The 16,755-nt window shown below is 44.8% G+C and carries 12 protein-coding genes; 5 read left to right on the top strand and 7 right to left on the bottom strand.

Annotation, left to right across the window (positions count from 1 at the left end):
* Window positions 1-92 precede the first annotated feature (92 nt).
* The 5 genes from M595_RS24975 to hmpF all read right to left on the bottom strand — a co-directional run bounded on the left by M595_RS24975 (window position 93) and on the right by hmpF (window position 3,736).
* Window positions 93-335 (bottom strand): hypothetical protein, encoded by a 243-nt coding sequence (locus M595_RS24975; RefSeq protein WP_023069334.1) that lies wholly within the window; start codon window positions 333-335, stop codon window positions 93-95.
* A 62-nt stretch (window positions 336-397) separates the two neighbouring features.
* Window positions 398-571 (bottom strand): photosystem II assembly protein Psb34, encoded by a 174-nt coding sequence (psb34, locus tag M595_RS30810; RefSeq protein WP_009787864.1) that lies wholly within the window; start codon window positions 569-571, stop codon window positions 398-400.
* Window positions 572-698: 127 nt separating this feature from the next.
* On the bottom strand, window positions 699-1,529 hold the full coding sequence (locus M595_RS24970) for a thiazole synthase (RefSeq protein ID WP_023069339.1): 831 nt from the start codon (window positions 1,527-1,529) through the stop codon (window positions 699-701).
* 199 nt (window positions 1,530-1,728) lie between these two features.
* Window positions 1,729-1,977 (bottom strand): regulatory protein SipA, encoded by a 249-nt coding sequence (gene sipA, locus M595_RS24965; protein WP_023069338.1) that lies wholly within the window; start codon window positions 1,975-1,977, stop codon window positions 1,729-1,731.
* Window positions 1,978-1,996: 19 nt separating this feature from the next.
* Window positions 1,997-3,736, bottom strand: a complete 1,740-nt coding sequence (gene hmpF / locus M595_RS24960) for a pilus motility taxis protein HmpF (protein ID WP_023069332.1) — start codon at window positions 3,734-3,736, stop codon at window positions 1,997-1,999.
* A gap of 490 nt (window positions 3,737-4,226) precedes the next feature.
* Between hmpF and M595_RS24955 the strand changes: the two genes are divergently transcribed.
* The 5 genes from M595_RS24955 (at window position 4,227) to M595_RS24935 (ending at window position 14,670) form a co-directional block, all read left to right on the top strand.
* Window positions 4,227-5,456 (top strand): response regulator, encoded by a 1,230-nt coding sequence (locus M595_RS24955; protein WP_023069333.1) that lies wholly within the window; start codon window positions 4,227-4,229, stop codon window positions 5,454-5,456.
* A 234-nt stretch (window positions 5,457-5,690) separates the two neighbouring features.
* Window positions 5,691-6,056, top strand: coding sequence for a response regulator transcription factor (locus M595_RS24950; RefSeq protein WP_040484643.1), 366 nt, complete (start codon window positions 5,691-5,693; stop codon window positions 6,054-6,056).
* Between the two features lie 11 nt (window positions 6,057-6,067).
* Window positions 6,068-6,595 (top strand): chemotaxis protein CheW, encoded by a 528-nt coding sequence (locus tag M595_RS24945; protein ID WP_023069341.1) that lies wholly within the window; start codon window positions 6,068-6,070, stop codon window positions 6,593-6,595.
* 256 nt (window positions 6,596-6,851) lie between these two features.
* Entirely contained in the window at window positions 6,852-10,301 is a 3,450-nt protein-coding gene (locus tag M595_RS24940) for a methyl-accepting chemotaxis protein (RefSeq protein ID WP_023069337.1), read from the top strand.
* An 88-nt stretch (window positions 10,302-10,389) separates the two neighbouring features.
* Window positions 10,390-14,670, top strand: coding sequence for a response regulator (locus tag M595_RS24935; RefSeq protein ID WP_023069335.1), 4,281 nt, complete (start codon window positions 10,390-10,392; stop codon window positions 14,668-14,670).
* Window positions 14,671-15,156: 486 nt separating this feature from the next.
* Here M595_RS24935 and recA read toward each other — a convergent pair whose 3' ends face one another.
* Both recA and M595_RS24925 read right to left on the bottom strand, forming a co-directional pair.
* Complete coding sequence (gene recA, locus M595_RS24930) at window positions 15,157-16,245, bottom strand: recombinase RecA (protein ID WP_023069120.1); 1,089 nt, start codon at window positions 16,243-16,245, stop codon at window positions 15,157-15,159.
* A 225-nt stretch (window positions 16,246-16,470) separates the two neighbouring features.
* A partial coding sequence (locus M595_RS24925) for a Uma2 family endonuclease (protein WP_023069336.1) occupies window positions 16,471-16,755 on the bottom strand: 285 nt, incomplete at its 5' end.

The raw sequence follows: 16,755 nt of genomic DNA, 5'->3' as shown, positions 1-16,755 counted from the left end.
GACTCACCATCAACCCCGGCAATTTTTAACTGAGAATGAAACAGCCCTGGGGGCCCCCTAAAAGGACCGAAGAAAGTTAACTCCCCTCGCGATTAATAAATAGTCCCCGACGGGACACCTTTTCCCTCTCGACTAATTAATAGTCCCGCGAGGGACACAATTTCCCTCTCCTCGTAGGAGAGGGCGTTGCGGTGAGGTAGGAGAGGGTTAGGGAGAGGTTCTTCTTGACCCCCCTCGCCATTAATTAATATTATTCCCTCGCCTTCTAGGAGAGGGTTAGGGAGAGGTTCTTCTATTGATAAAAAAACAAACCAGGTATCTGAACTTTCAAACACCTGGATGAGTTAAGAACGCCTAATTTAATTTAAAGAACGATGCTAAAAAATCTTCTCTTTTGTTAACCAGAAACTCCAACCGCGACAACAATTAAACCAACAATTAAAGCAATACCTAAAGATCCTAAAATGATATAATTGCGGACTTGATTTTTGTTCGGAGGTTCAGCAGTATAAACTTTGGGTTCAACAGCAAAGTTGTTTAGGCGTCCACCTTCTTCGGTTGTATAAGGCATAAATTAATGTCCTCGTTTCATTTGATTTAGTCTAGAGTAACAAAAATTTGCCCATAGTTAAATAACTTTAGGTATACTTGTGGGTTCCCCTGGGTAGGGAACCTCTGAGAACTTTAGATCACAAGACTTAAGAACTAATCGTTCCCGTCACCGGAGAAGAAGCTGTGGCATAATTTTTAATGGGAATCCGTCCCGATAGATACGCTAAACGACCCGCCTGAGTCGCCATTCCCATCGCTTGTGCCATGATCGCAGGCTGTCCGGCTAAAGCGATCGCTGAATTAATTAATAACGCCGAGGCGCCCATTTCCATCGCTGTCGCGGCTTCACTTGGGGTTCCAATTCCCGCATCCACCACAACGGGAACTTTGGCATTATCGATGATAATCTCGATATTGGCAGCGTTTTTAATTCCCTGTCCCGAACCAATTGGCGAACCCAAAGGCATGACTGTCGCACAGCCAATTTCTTCTAAACGTTTGGCAACCAACGGATCAGCGTTAATATAGGGAAGCACTGCAAACCCTTCTTTTACCAACTGTTCTGCGGCTTCTAAGGTACCAAAAGGATCAGGTAACAGATATTTGGGATCTGGGATAACTTCTAACTTGACAAAATTGTTGTCTTCCTGTCCTAATAATTTTGCCATCTCCCGTCCTAAACGGGCTACCCGAATGGCGTCTTCTGCATTTTGACAGCCTGCGGTGTTGGGAAGCATCCAAATTTTTGTCCAGTCAATGGCTTCTGCAAGTCCTTCATGTCCGGGGGCTTGGGTTTGAACCCGTCGGACTGCAACTGTGACAATTTCACATCCACTGGCGAGGATGCTTTGCTGCATTTGTTCTAGGGTACGATATTTACCTGTTCCAGTCATCAGGCGAGAGTTAAAGCTTTTTCCTGCAATGGTTAATGGCTTGTCTATCTCTTGTTGTTGTAGGGGTTTATTGAGTGTTTGCATTAAAGAGCGTTTCCTTTATTTTTCCAGTAGATGTTGATTTTTCACCTAATTCTTATTGTACGATTGGGAATCAATTATTGTGAGTAAAAATATTAAGCGAATGTGCATTGATTTTCTATTAACCTTAAACAATCAGGCAACAGAACTCAGAAGTGAAAACTTTTTTCTTTCTCCCGATCAACCCCAATTGACAATCAGATCACGATTCTGGAGACGGATTAGATTCAGGTAAGTCAATGGCTTCTAGGTACTGACTCTCGAGTAAAAAGGCTCCTTTTTCAAAACGAACACCCCAATACCCGCCCGGACGCCGATCAAGAATAGTTCCTTCTTCTCCGAGTTTAACCACGTTAGGAGGGCGCAACATGGGCATCGGTTCCGCTGTTTTAATGTAGTCCGGAATGCCGATAATTCGCACTTTTTGATGAATTTCAAACTCTTTTTCCATACTTTTATGATTGTCAAATTTAAGCAGACATTAAATTAGAAACAATTTGTTGTAACTGTTCAATTTGTTGAGATTGTTCTTGACGGGTTTGATGAAGTTGATTGAATTCTGTAGTTGTCGTTTCAATTTGTTGTTTGAGTTCATTCCAATGATCTTGAATGGGTTGCAACATTTGCTGATATGAATTTACACCTCCCCAGAGTTGAGAAACAGCTTGATGTTGTTCGCGCCAACTGTGTTCTTCAGCTTCAAGTTGTTGACGTTTTTGTTGTTGTTCGTTGGTTTGTTGGTTAACTGTTTCTTCGGTTTGTTGAATTGTGGTTTGAATTTGAGAAATTTCAGCTTCGAGGTCTTGTAATTTTTGCTGTTGTTCTTGGTGTTGAGTATTCAAACTCGATAAAACCCGATCAAAATTAACAGGGCCATCGGTCTGAGCATTTGCAGGTACACCTTGACGTTTTAATAATACCGCCTGATGCCGAATTAAATTAGCTTCACGTTCTCTAAGTGTACGACGTTGACCCCCAAGCGTCCGATTTAACATCTCATAGGCATCATGTTCATCCGTCAATTCACCTTCGAGGCGAGAGCGTTCTCCATCCGTAGAATGGGTAAGTTTTTGTTGAAGTTCTTCAATTTCTTCTCGCTTATATTTCAACTCATCTTCTTGTTCTTTAACCATCCGAAACCAACGATCCCATTCTTGTTGGAGTTTTTCAACCTCTTGCTGAAGTTGATTAATCGGCATCGCTTCTAAAGCCGAAACATTAACAATCACGCCCACACTATTGATATCATCAAACTGAGCCGCTAACTTTTCTAATTGTTCTAACAAAGTTTGACGACTTTGAATTTGAGATTGCCAGCTTTGAGATAACTCAAGTTTCGCCGTTAATTGAGCTTGTTGAGTATGAAGTTGGGATTGAGTTTGAGTCAGAGCGTCTTGAGAATTATACCATTGTTGCCATTGGGTTTGGAGAGAGTCACGAGTTTCGTCAACTTGGTGTTGTAACTGCTCGGCAGAAGTTTGTTTTTCTTGAAGTTGTTGCCAATGGTGTTGTAAAGTCGAGTGTCCTGCTTCTAGGCGTTCCGTTGATTGTTGAAGTTGGCTTTGCAAAGCATCAAGAGTCACCGGAGTCGAGAGTTGAGCCAATAAAGACTGAAGTTGTTGAGAATGTTCGTCGCTGAGAGAGGGAGCCGCTTGTAAACCCGCAAGTCGTTCTTCAAGCTGCTGCATCTGGTGTTGTAATTGTTCACGAGTTTGGTTAATTTCAGCTTGGGACTGCTCTAATTCAGAGCGAAGTCGTTCGCTTTCTTCCCGTGCAGAGTCAACTTCTTGGCGTTGCTGATCGAGGCGTTCAAACTCTTCTTCTAGCTGTTCGAGTTGTTCACGTTGCGCCTCCATTTCCATTTCACGACGATTAAGTTCTTGACTTTGATAAGTCAGAGACTCTTTCCACTGTTCAATTTCCTCTTGTTGAGTTTTGAACTTGTCTTGTAAGCGAGAGAAATCTTGGAGAATACTCACCAACTGTCGAGCCGCGTCTTGAATGCGTTGAACGTGTTTGTTGTTGTTGAGGTCTACTAAGACTAAAGCCCCGTCTTTAAAGTTATTGGCATCTTCTGCGGGAATCACCTCATCACCCGTAACAGCACTCCAGTTGTTCTCTCCTCGCTGACACGCCAGCAATTTGAGTTCAGCCCGACTGCTCCCCAAGCCAAAGCTTCTCTGCTTTTGTACTTCCGCTAAATACAGCACGGTGATCGTCCTCGTGAGGTGTTTAAGTAGAATCGACAGACAGAAATTATTCAGTCTCAATCGTGGATCGATAGATCGGTGTTCCTGCTCAATTTTACTCTACCGCTAATAGCCACCAGAACATTTCCTCAGGATGTACACTCTGAAATCTTACCAAATTGCGTTCACGAGCGGTATGTCAGTGTAAAGTGGATGAGTGTGAGTCAGCGAGCATCTCAGCTAAAGTGCAATAATTGCCGAAAAGATTGATGATCTCGCCTCAAAATTCTCTCCTGTTCAATCAAAAATTATCACGGGAGTCAGAGCGCGAGTGAATTAGACGAAGTTTCCTGTATTGAATCAGCTTGCGGCTACTCATCAGCAGAGTCGGAAGTGGGTCACGGCTTTCGGAACCGATCTCAGTAGAAGGAAAGTTTACACCAAATTCCGAAGCGGTTGGTGTGAGAGGATGTACATAGAATTCAACGGTGATCAGGAGGCCACTTGCTGCATGCAAGGCTCTTTAAGTGAGATTGATATCCGCAGTATTCTGCAACTGATTGAGCTAGGTCAGCGAACCGGAGAACTTATGGTAGAGGCTTATAGCCCCACGTCTAGTACAACCGGGGGTAAGCGTCGTCCTCAATTGGGAGGGCCGTGCTGGTTGGTTTTTTGCTTTAATGGTCGCATTATTTATGCAGGTCAGAGCGAAGATAGTTTGTCCCGCTTGCGCGACTACCTCCGTCGTTTTCAAGCCGATAACGCCCTCGATCAGATTGAAGTTCCTTCTATTGCTTCGGTGAATGCTCCTGAATACGGCTACCTCTGGGCTTTATTAGAGAAAAATCTAATTACACCCGCCCAAGCTCGCAGTATTATTCATGGGATGGTTTATGAAACCTTGTTTGATCTGCTGAGTTTGCACCAGGGTTCGTTTAGTTTTGAAATGGGTGCTCCCCTCGCTCCGCAGTTAACGACCTTAGAGATTAGTTCTCTCTTGGCGAAAATTATGAAGCAAGTCCAAGAGTGGAAAACATTTCATCCTCATATTCAATCTCCCAATCAATGTCCACTCATTCCTGACCCTGAGAAATTACAGCAGACATTACGTCCGAATGCTTTTGACACCCTGAACCGTTGGGCTAATGGAGAAACAACCTTTCGGCAAATTGCTCGCTATTTGAACCGAGATATTGTGACTGTGACCAAAGCGATGTATCCTTTTGTACAACAGGGGCTGGTGCAAGTGTTACATCCGACCTCAAAAAGTGAATCTCCGGCTCAAAATCAGTTTGATCTTTCTAAAAAAGTTCCACGAATTGTCTGTATTGATGATGATGTTGTGATCCGCAAAACAGTAGAATCTATTCTCGATCTACAGGGTTATGAAGCGACAGCAATCAGTCATCCCCTCAAAGCACTCAGTTTGGTTTTTCAACTCAAACCGGATTTGATTTTATGTGATATTGCTATGCCCGAACTTAATGGTTATGAAATCTGTGCAATGCTGCGGAACTCGACTGCCTTTCGCCAAACCCCCATCGTAATGTTAACCGGGATTGATGGATTTATTGATCGACTCCGAGCCCGAATGGTGCGAGCGACAGATTATCTGACTAAACCCTTTGGGGAAAGTGAATTATTGACATTGGTCGAAACTTATGTCGGTGTTGGAGATCCGAATCGACTCCCGTCGGAAAGGTTGTTAGCCGACGAAATTGAGGATAGCTTTGAGCAATAGCTTGGATGTCTTGATCCTTTTGAGCTTAAAATACTTAAACGTTTTTGGGTATACTTGAATCAAACAATACTATATTAGAGTATTCTTCAAGCGTAGTCGTAATTAACCGTTTGGTCTGAAACCGGAGTGCCTTCCTCGGCGCGAGGGCTAACCTCAATTGTTCGTCGGATACACTCTCTCCCGCTTCTCCATGACCGCCCGTTAACCCTAAACCCAGGAATTCAGTCAGACAGTATGAGTACAGTTATGGTCGTAGAAGACAGTGTCACACAACGGGAGATGATCTCAAATCTCCTCAAAGACAGTGGCTTACACGTAACGGTAGCAAGTGATGGTGTTGAAGCCTTAGAACAAGTGCAGAAACATTGTCCGGATTTGGTGGTTCTTGACATTGTTATGCCTCGCATGAATGGATATGAATTGTGTCGGCGTTTAAAGTCTGACCTCAAAACCCAGAACATTGCAGTTGTTATGTGTTCTTCTAAGGGGGAAGAGTTTGACCGTTACTGGGGGATGAAACAAGGAGCAGATGCTTATATTGCTAAACCCTTTCAACCGACTGAATTGGTCGGAACCGTCAAACAATTACTGCGAGGTTGAGTATTGATCCTATGGTCGGTAATCCTGACTTTTTAACAGGCCAAAGTCCAGATAGCCCCGAGTTTCAAGAACTAGAGACTCCAGAGGGAGAACCTCACTTGCGATTTTATCTGCCTTCAGGGATGGAACTGGCATTATCGGCAATTGGGATCAAAGAAGTGCTTTCCCAATCGCCGGATCGAATGACTCCGATTCCGAATATTTCTCCCTTACTCTTAGGAACACTCAATATTCGAGGTCGAGTGGTATGGGTGGCTGATCTCGGTCAATTTCTCGGAGATCAAATCCCTCTTAACACCGATCGCACGGAGATTCCGGTGATTGCTATTGAAGACCACGATACGATTTTGGGTTTAGCAGTCGAGAAAATCGGTGATATTGTTTGGCTCGATATCGAACAGATGAAAATGCCCAATCAAGTTCCAGATACGATGGCGCCGTTTATCAGAGGAGAATGTCAGATGGGTGAGAATAAAGACCCCCTGCGACTTCTTGATCAAATCGCTGTTGTGCGTTCAGCCCGATGGGGAGCCGCTTAAACATTAACAGTTCAGCCTGATCAACCCGATTGAAAAGACAATCTCGACTCGCAAAACTGACCTCGTTCTCAACTTTCACCCAGTCCAACCCCTTAAACTTTCTGTAATCAAACTACCCAAAAAAATAAAAAATAAAATAGCCAATCATAGGCACTCTCGCTCCCGCCAAACCGACTTCAATTAAATAAAAGACTAAATTTGAGACGCTAAAACATTAAGCCATAAAGAACTAAAAAAACGGAAAGGGGAATAGGTAATGCAAGCAAGTACAGACTTCCTGCAAGAGTATCAACAAACAGAAGCCGCTTACAACCAAGGAAATTATGAAGAAGCGGCAGCATTAGTCTATCAGTTGGTTGAAAATTATCCAGAAGATCCATCCGCTCGGTTGCTGTGCGGCTACATCTATGGTTACGGGTTACAGCAGTTTGAGGTGGCGCGAGAACAGTATTTTGCCGTGTTAGAGCTGACCGACGACCCCGAACTGATCGACCAGGCTCATGAGGCGATGACCCAAGCCGATCAATATATCGCCGACTCCGCCGCCTACGCGGTCAGTGGTGATCTCGGCTCAGGGGTCGCTCTCGATGATCCTGATGATCTCGGTACGGCCGACACTCAACTCGAAGACTCTGAACTGATGGCTGAAACCGCCATTAGTCATGCTGACAAGGATCAGTTTGCGAACCACTCCGAAACTCAACTCGACTCTGAACTGAATTTAGACGAATTAGAAGAACTCTCCGTCTCAGACTTAGACTCCTCTCCCCTGAATGCAGAAATTGACATTGATCTGTCTAAATCTCCGCTGGAAGCCCTTGGGATGGAGGCAGAAGCAGACCTCGATGAGATCAGTATTGATCTTTGTGATGACGACTTAGGTCTAGAAGATCTCAGTGGGGATTTACAGTTCGAGGACTTAATGAACAGTGGTAATCTGGACTCCGAATCCCCTGAAAATCCCTTTGCTCAAGGCGACCCGGGAGCGAGTGATCCGATTGATGAAAACGATGCGATCGCCACTCAACTCGAATCCGATCCCTTTGAGCTTGATGACGAACAACTCTCCGACTCAGGAGAACCAGACATTCTACAACCCGATGAAGATTGGTCAGGTAATTTTCTGGCAGAAGAACCCCCTGAAAATTACGATACCCATCCTCAGTCTGACACTCCCGAAACCGATTCAGAGGAAGCATTCGAGATCGATGACATCATGGAACTTGGGGATTTTGAGGACGACGAACCTGCTGCCACTGCCCCAGAACAAAATGGTCGCTCTCAAACTCCGCCGACTGTCACTGACTCGACAGCGAGTAGCGATGTTTCAGAAAACGCCGAAGGCATCGATCTCGATGAATTCAACTCCGATTTAGATGATATCTTTCAATCCCTACAGTTTTCAGAGTTAGGCGAAAACGAAGACATCTCTGAGGATTTGCACTTCAGTTCATCCGATCAGCCAGCAACGACAGCAGCCACACTGACTGAAGAAGCCAATGGTAAAAGCTATATTCCTCCGACCGAAGAAATAGAAGAATTTGACGAAGAATTTGACGAAGAATTGCACGGGGGAGATGCCGAAGCAGAAACCTTACTCATGGAGCCATCCGGCTCAACCGAGGATGATTTTCAGTTAGATGCTCAGTCGGGATTTACACTCGACGATTTTACCGCAGATCCTGACCCAGAAAGCGATGACGACGACGAGCAAACTCCCTCATTTTTAAATCAATCCTCTTGGTCGAATGGATCTTCTGTCAACAATGGCAACAGCGATCATGAGGAGATGTTTGATGCTAGCGAGATTCCTGATAGTTTTGGCTTAGATGCCTTTGATGATGAAACCTTTGCAGAGGAGTCAGATTTCTCCCACGCCAATGGGACAGGTCACACCCCAGATGATGAGTTTTCCGATGAATTTACAGAGTCAGAAGACTTCAACGAAGATCTCAACACCACCTCTTCTAACCTCGATGAAGATGACTTTTTGGATAATTTTGATGAGTTTGATGATTTAGGGAACCTACCGGACTTTGAAGCAAGCCGAGAAGAAGAAGCGGCGTTTATTTCTGACTCCTCCGGCTTTAACGAAGAAGTTGATAGTGATTTTACCGTCACGGCCAGTAGCGCTTTAGATCGAGATAACTCAGCCATTAGCAATGACGAACTGTTTAATGTTCCTCTCGATCAAGAAGTGGTTACGACCTTTACTTCTCAGATTGATGAGCCGGCTGAAACAACGGTTACTGTTGAACAAGGAGCGTTTGCTTTTCTAGAAAATAAAACCTTTAAAGTTAAGTTTTTCTATACGGCTCTCGGGACAGGAGTGGCGACTTTGATTTTGGTGGCGACAGCAACAAATATTATCACACAGACCGCCGCTCTCAACCAAAAACGAGAGGTTGTTAATTCCCTGAGAACGTCAGGTTGGATTGTGACCATGGTCGCTGGAGTCACCAGCTTTTTAAGTGCTTGGGGCTTGGGTAATATTGCCTCTCGACAAATGTCAAAAGCCTCTCAAGATCTACAGCATCAATTTGATTCTATCTCTCGCAACAACTTAAAAGCCCGGGCAACAGTCTATGCGATTGATGAGTTGGGTCAAATGTCGGCAAAATTCAACCACATGGCTCAGTTTATCGAAACCACCACAGTCGAGGCGCAACGGAAAGCCGAAGAACAAGAAGAAGCCAAAGAAAATCTACAACGACAAGTGATTCGCTTACTCGATGACGTAGAAGGAGCAGCCCGAGGCGATTTAACCGTAACGGCAGAAGTCACAGCCGATGTCTTAGGGGCGGTTGCAGACTCGTTTAACTTAACCATTCAAAATCTTCGAGAAATCGTTGTGCAAGTGAAACAGGCGGCGCGTCAGGTGAGTAAAGGGGCCACCGATAGTGCGACCTTTGCTAAAGATGTAGCCGGAGATGCGTTGCGACAAGCCGAAGAATTAGCCGCCACCCTCAACTCAGTCCAAGTGCTAACCGATGCCATTCAACGGGTTGCTGATAGTGCGCGAGAAGCCGAAGAAGTAGCAAGAACAGCAGCAGACGTGGCAACCCGAGGCGGGGAAGCGGTGCAGATGACTGTCGCCGGGATTTTGAAGATTCGCGAAACCGTGGCTGAAACCACCCGTGAGGTGAAACGGTTAGCAGAGTCGTCTCAAGAGATTTCTAAAATTGTTGCTATTATTTCGACGATAGCTTCACGAACCAACTTATTGGCCTTAAACGCCAGTATTGAAGCCGCCCGAGCCGGAGAAGCCGGACGAGGATTTGCGATTGTCGCCGATGAAGTTCGACAACTGGCCGATCGTAGCGCTAAATCACTCAAAGATATTGAACAAATTGTCATGCAAATTCAGAGTCAGACCAACTCTGTAATGATGGCAATGGAAGAAGGAAACCAACAGGTGATCGATGGTACCCGACTCGCCGAAAAAGCCAAGCAATCCCTCGACGATATTATTCAAGTCACAAACCGGATTGATGTTTTAGTACGTTCAATTACAGCCGATACCGTTGAACAAAATGAAACGGCTCGGGCGGTGGCGCAAGTGATGCAAGCGGTTGAACATAGCGCTCAAGAAACGTCTCAAGAAGCCCATCGGGTTTCTAATGCTTTGAGTAACCTCGTCGGTGTCGCTCGAGATCTACTGACTTCTGTAGAACGCTTCCGAGTTGATCCGTCTGAGCGAAAATAAAAACAGGGGTAACGGAGAATCATCCAGAGGAAAGGGTAAACTCCTAAACTTCTCAATCTTTAAAATCCTTTATTTTTAATCACGAACTATGCAAGCTGAACAACAACAACGCATCCTGGGATACTTTATTGAAGAAGCACAAGATCACTTGGATACGATCGAACAAGGGTTGCTGAAATTACAGTCTACCCTCGAAGATCCTGACCTGCTTTATGAAGTGTATCGGGCGGCTCACTCGGTTAAAGGGGGAGCGGCAATGTTAGGATTAACCAGCATTCAAACGACGGCTCACCGCTTAGAAGATAGCTTTAAAATACTCGAAAAAATTCAAGCTCAGTCTCGGGTTGAAGTTGAACAAGACTTAGAATCATCCTTTTTAGCCGTTTCTGATACTCTCAAAGCTTTGATTGAGGGCTTATCGAGTCCCTATGGATTAACCGATGAATTGGCTCAAAATCAACTCCAAAAAATTGGGCCGACTTTTGATCGCCTTAACTCTCAACTTGAGGTGTTAGCCCAACAACATGAAGTGGTTCTAACTGAACTGATTTTAACTCAACCGACGATTATTTCTCCAACTTCCGCGACGGCAAGTAATATTAACCTAGAAACGGTAAAAGCTACAGCCTCTAAGCCTCTTGAAAATAGTGCCAAAGAGTTGTTTTTTCGGAGTGATGTTCCCGATCAACTGCGGGAAATGTTGCAACTTTTTAGACAACCCGAAAATGCTTCTAGCCGTAAAGCGTTGATCGAAATTTGCCGGAGTTTAGGGCGAGCGGGAGAAACCTTTGAGTTGTCTGACTGGTCAAAGTTTTTTGCAACAGTAGAACGAGTGATATCTCATCCGCAAAATACTTATTCTACACTGGCTCCGATCACGATTAAAGCGATTAAACAAGCTCAAGAGTTGGTGCTTGACAATCGAGAAGATGAAATTGAGGTGAGTTCTGATCTCAAAAATCTGTTACCAAAGTCTAGTACATCACAAACAGACCAACGGTCCGTGCCGTCTCCGTCGTTTTACGGTGAGAGCAGTGCGTTGGGCGGGTTCCCCGACTTGAAGCAACTGCCGAACCCGGAGGGCGGAGTAATCTGTGACTCGACTGGAGTTAACCCCAACTTAGAAGATTCTACGGCTCAAAAAACACCATCATCTATTGAGACGAAGACAGAGAATGCTCTAAACGATCAGAATAGATCGTCATCTTCAAAGATGGCTAAAAGGGCTGATCAATTGTCGGAAACTGTCTCAGAAGACGAAGACATTGATCTCTCTTTCTTAGAAAATTGGTCGGCTTCTGAATCAACAATGGATGCTTTAAAACCCACCCCTAAAGGTCCAGAAATTGCCGCAGAAGAATTAAAAAGTCTTGCCGATCTCTTTGAAGGAGATCACTCGATTGAACGCGGTTGGCAACAAGAATCTCGCATCGAATCATCAGAATTAGACTCCTTTGAAGATCGAGGAACGAATCCGAATCTAGATTACGACTTTTTAGATTTGTTTGGTTCGGACTCAGACGAACAAGATGCTAACAGCCGTTCGCCTCAAACTCAATCTGATCAAACGAATAGATCACCTCAACCTACGGGTTTTTCTTCAGGGAAAAAAGCCCCCGTCAGCGTTGATTTAAACACGACGGATTTTGATGATTTGCTGAATATCGGCACAACAAGTCGTTTGGGAAAGGATGCTCAATCTCGATCAAATTATTGCCAACGGAACACTTCTCTATCAGATTTTGATTTAGAAAATCTCAGTTTTGAGGATTTATTTGAGGCTTCTCAAGCTGAAGTGTTTTCCTCCTCGAAACCACAGTTTATTCAGGATAGTTCTTCTCCCGTTGTGTCGGATGATGATAACTCAGACTGGTTTGAAGATCTCGTTAGTGGGGATGGAGAAACAGAAAATCAATCTTTTCATTCAACTCCCCAAACTCCCTCAATACCGATGACTTCCTCAGAGGAGTCTTCTATCGATTCTGACAATTTGTTTAGTGACTTATTTGAAAATCTTGACGAAGAAACAGAGAAAGCCGAGTCGCAAACCGCCCCAGTCGAAACAGTGACGGCTTCTAAAACGTCCGGGACGACAGATTTTGATGATTTAGAACTGTTACTCCATCAAGACACAAACGACGGAAGTTTTGAGCATGATCGCAACACAGAAGCAGAACTGATCACCGCAGAGGAGGGTTTATTTTCAGACCTGGATGCTTTGTTACAAGCCCAAGAGGAGATGGACTCAGACGATGAGGAAGAAGAAGATTTTGAAGAAGAAGATAACGAATTTGCTGACCTCGAAAGATTATTAGGCGGTGACGAAGGGCCAGCCGGAAACGGGGGCGGGGGAATGCGACAACGGGGTACGGGGAAATCTCAGCGTGTTTTTGAACAAACTGCGAAAGTTCCGGTCAAACAACTCGATAACCTCAGTAACTTAATGGGTGAATTGGTTGTTAATCGAAATAGCTTAGAGCAAGATCAAGAACGGATGCGACAGTTTTTGGATAATTTGCTCGATCAGGTGTCGCTATTAAGTGATGTTGGACAGCGAATGCAGGATTTTTATGAACGAAGTCTATTAGAAATTTCGTTGCTGTCGGGGCGCAAAAGTTCGGTGTGGAATACTTCGCGCAGCAGTTCAGATGATAAACAAAAAAATCGGGGTTATGATCCGATTGCCCAGTTGTATGACGATGATTTTGATTCTACAGAATTAGATCGGTTTACGCCTTTCCATACCTTGTCTCAAGAAATTATTGAGTTGGTGGTGCGAGTTCGAGAGTCGGCGGCAGATATTGAATTTTTGGTCGAAGAAGCCGATCAAGTCAGTCGTCAATTACGACAGGTGACAACTCAGCTAGAGGAAGGGTTAACAAAAGCGAGAATGGAACCTTTCGCCCAAGAAGCGGATCGATTGGCGCGTCCGGTGCGAGATATTTCGATTAAGTGTGGAAAACAGGCGGAACTTTATGTCGAAGGTCGAGAGACTTTAATTGACAAAATGCTATTGGGTAAATTGCACGATCCGCTAATTCATTTGGTCAATAATGCGATCACTCATGGGATTGAACCCCAAAATGTGCGGGTAGTGGCGGGAAAGTCTGCCAATGGTCGGATTGCGATTAAGGTCTTTCACCAGGGGAATCAAACCGTGATTGCGATCTCTGATGACGGGGCGGGAATTGATGTTAAGAGGGTGAAGGAAAAGGCGATTCGTAAAGGACTGGTGACACCGGAACGAGCCGCTACGATGTCGAATTTGGATGTTTATGATTTGCTGTTCCATCCAGGTTTTAGTATGAAAGACCAAGCCGATGAGTTTGCAGGTCGTGGTGTGGGGATGGATGTGGTGCGAACCAGTTTAAATGAGATTAGAGGCACGATTACAACGGATTCGACTTTGGGTAAGGGAACGACGTTTACCATTCGTCTGCCGTTGAATATGAGTATTTCACGGGCGTTGTGTTGTATTAGCGATCGCGCTCGGATTGCGTTTCCGATGGATGGGGTTGAGGAGATGATTGATATTCCTCGGGAGCAAATTCAGACGATGAGCGATGGTAAACAGGCTTTGGAATGGCGGGGTTCGTTACTTCCTTGTCGGCATTTACGAGAGTTGCTGACCTATAAACGGCATTTGGGACGGGGGAATGTCTACGGGACGAATACTGAGGAGGATATGATTTCGGTGATTGTGTTGCGATCGGCGGGAACTCATTTGGCGGTGGTCGTGGATCAGGTGTTGGCTGAACAGGAAATTGTGATTAAGCAGTTGGAAGGGCCTGTGCCGAAGCCTGTGGGTGTCGCAGGTGCAACGGTTTTAGGGGATGGTCAGATTGTGGCGATCGCTGATGTGTTGGAACTGATTGATTTGGCAATGGGTCGGATTCGTAAGGAAGCTAGTCCTTGGCCATCGGGGATTTCGGCACCAACTGAACAGCTACCTCAGAAGACTCAGCCGACGGTATTGATTGTGGATGATTCGATTACGGTGCGAAGTCTGTTATCGATTACGTTTGAAAAATCGGGTTATCGGGTTGAAGAAGCGCGAGATGGGAAAGAAGCCTGGGAAAAACTGAAGTCGGGTTTACCTTGTGATCTCGTTTTCTGTGATATTGAAATGCCTCGGATGGATGGGTTAGAGTTGTTGTCTCGGATGCAGAAAGATCCGGCTTTGGTTGATTTACCGATCGCGATGTTGACGTCTCGGGGTGCGGATCGACACCGCCAGATGGCTTATCAGTTGGGGGCGAGAGGGTATTTTACCAAGCCTTATCTCGAAGAACAGTTACTTGAAGCCGCCGGACGAATGTTGCGCGGAGAAGTGGTTGGCAAGCCGACAAATATGGCTGTATCTTCGTAGTTGAAAAAAACGGTGGAACTTTGACTTTGAGAGGTTCCACCGCAATTCAAACAGGATGAGTTGAAAGAAAACGCTAACTCGCTGATCCGTGCTTCCAACTACCGAATGTCGGTTCAAGCAGAGGAAGTACAAAGTATTGAGGGGTTGGAGGTAACACCTTTGCTAAACAGATGCACCTCCAAACCTCTTTAACAATAAACTTAGCATTAGGAAACGCTGTAACTGCATAATTTACCTCATCCTTTCCCCGTAAACTATCAAAAACCTAGTTTTTCGGGTGTACCGCTATAGAAACTCATTTAATCAGTGAAAAACCCCCTCAACACTAAGGCTAAGGAGGTTATATTTTCTGTGTTTTAATTGTCAAATCTTAGAGTTAAAATCAATAGGAATTAGGGCGTTATAACTTCACAATTGAGGATGATTTATCAACCCTAACTCCCAACTCCTAACTCCTAATTCTCTATGAGAAAAACGTTGATTTTATTATTCTTCTTCTCCGGTTCCATTTTCGTCATTTTCATAATCTTCAGACTCATCAACCTGTCCGACTGAGTTAGAAGAAACGACTGCACCGCCATCTAATTTTTCGCGAACTAATTTCTCAATATTCGCGGTAAATTCGGGGTTTTCTTCCATGTAAATAATGGTTTTTTCTCGACCTTGACCAATATTATCGCTGTTGTAGCTATACCACGAACCCTTACGTTTAATAATTCCTGTTTCTTCGGCTAAATCAACTAAACAGCCCAATGTTGAAATCCCTTTTCCGAAGATAATATCAAATTCAGCGATGCGGAAAGGAGGAGCTACTTTATTTTTAGCAACCTTAACTTTAGCCCGAATTCCATATTCATCGGAGCCTTTTTTCAGGGTTTGAATACGGCGAATATCGAGTCGAACTGAACAGTAAAACTTCAGCGCATTTCCGCCTGTTGTGGTTTCGGGGTTTCCGTAAGTAATTCCAATTTTTTGACGCAGTTGGTTGAGGAAAATAACCGTACAACCGGACTTACCAATATTACCAGTAATTTTCCGCAGGGCTTGGCTCATTAAACGCGCTTGTAACCCCATGTGAGCGTCTCCCATATCCCCTTCAATTTCTGCGCGGGGAACCAAAGCCGCTACAGAGTCAATTACCACAATATCAACTGCAACTGAACGCACCAGTTGATCGACGACTTCTAACGCCATTTCTCCGGTATCGGGTTGAGACACCAGCAGGTTCTCGATATCAACCCCTAAAACGGATGCGTAACTGGGATCGAGGGCGTGTTCTGCATCGACAAAGGCGGCGACTCCCCCGGCTCTCTGGACTTCGGCGATCGCGTGTAAGGCTAAAGTGGTTTTACCCGAACTTTCTGGGCCATAAATTTCAATTACCCGTCCTTTGGGGATTCCCCCACCCAGGGCTAAATCTAGGGTTAATGCTCCACTGGGAATGGTTTCGACTTTCATGCGGGGAGCATCGCCTAAACGGACGATTGATCCTTTTCCAAAGTTCCGCTCAATTTGGTTGAGAACTTGAGCTAATGCTTTTTGCTTTTCGGCGTTATCGCCAACTTTTGTAGCCATTCGTTTTGATCCCATTGTTACGATTTAGTAGGATTTTTTTATGCGGAGCCGGGTCAAACAGATATAATATGCTCGTATCTTACCAGCTTGACTGGCTTCTCACTCACCGCTCATTGGATTAATTTACAAGATGTGATAAAGCGTCTGTTTCCACAGCGCCGAGCTTTCGACTCGTTTTTAACTCACGTTTGCTCATTGTAACGAAGTTTGATGCTTTCATCAATATCAAAATTGGGCTAAATCGAGTTCAAATCCGGGTAACAAACTTTCTCCCGATAAACGACTGGGGAGTTGAACAATCTCAACAGGCTGACTGGGGCGATAAATCTCGACTTGTTGTTGTTGCGGGTTAACGAGCCACCCTAATTTTAGACCGCTATCAAGATATTCGGTCATTTTTTGTTGAAGGGTTTCGAGGGAATCGGTTCGCGATCGCAGTTCGATGATAAAATCTGGGCAAATGGGGGGGAATTTTTCTTGTTGTTCGGCGTTTAAGCTTTCCCACCGTTC

Origin of the sequence: Lyngbya aestuarii BL J, assembly GCF_000478195.2 — a bacterium.
GTDB classification, from domain to species: domain Bacteria; phylum Cyanobacteriota; class Cyanobacteriia; order Cyanobacteriales; family Microcoleaceae; genus Capilliphycus; species Capilliphycus aestuarii.
This window is presented reverse-complemented; position numbering and strand designations above follow the sequence as displayed.

Coding starts and splice junctions, on each gene's coding strand:
- M595_RS24945 (WP_023069341.1), top strand. CDS start 6,068: ATGGTCGGTAATCCTGACTTTTTAACAGGCCAAAGTCCAGATAGCCCC.
- psb34 (WP_009787864.1), bottom strand. CDS start 571: ATGCCTTATACAACCGAAGAAGGTGGACGCCTAAACAACTTTGCTGTT.
- M595_RS24940 (WP_023069337.1), top strand. CDS start 6,852: ATGCAAGCAAGTACAGACTTCCTGCAAGAGTATCAACAAACAGAAGCC.
- M595_RS24955 (WP_023069333.1), top strand. CDS start 4,227: ATGCAAGGCTCTTTAAGTGAGATTGATATCCGCAGTATTCTGCAACTG.
- M595_RS24950 (WP_040484643.1), top strand. CDS start 5,691: ATGAGTACAGTTATGGTCGTAGAAGACAGTGTCACACAACGGGAGATG.
- M595_RS24935 (WP_023069335.1), top strand. CDS start 10,390: ATGCAAGCTGAACAACAACAACGCATCCTGGGATACTTTATTGAAGAA.
- sipA (WP_023069338.1), bottom strand. CDS start 1,977: ATGGAAAAAGAGTTTGAAATTCATCAAAAAGTGCGAATTATCGGCATT.
- recA (WP_023069120.1), bottom strand. CDS start 16,245: ATGGCTACAAAAGTTGGCGATAACGCCGAAAAGCAAAAAGCATTAGCT.
- M595_RS24970 (WP_023069339.1), bottom strand. CDS start 1,529: ATGCAAACACTCAATAAACCCCTACAACAACAAGAGATAGACAAGCCA.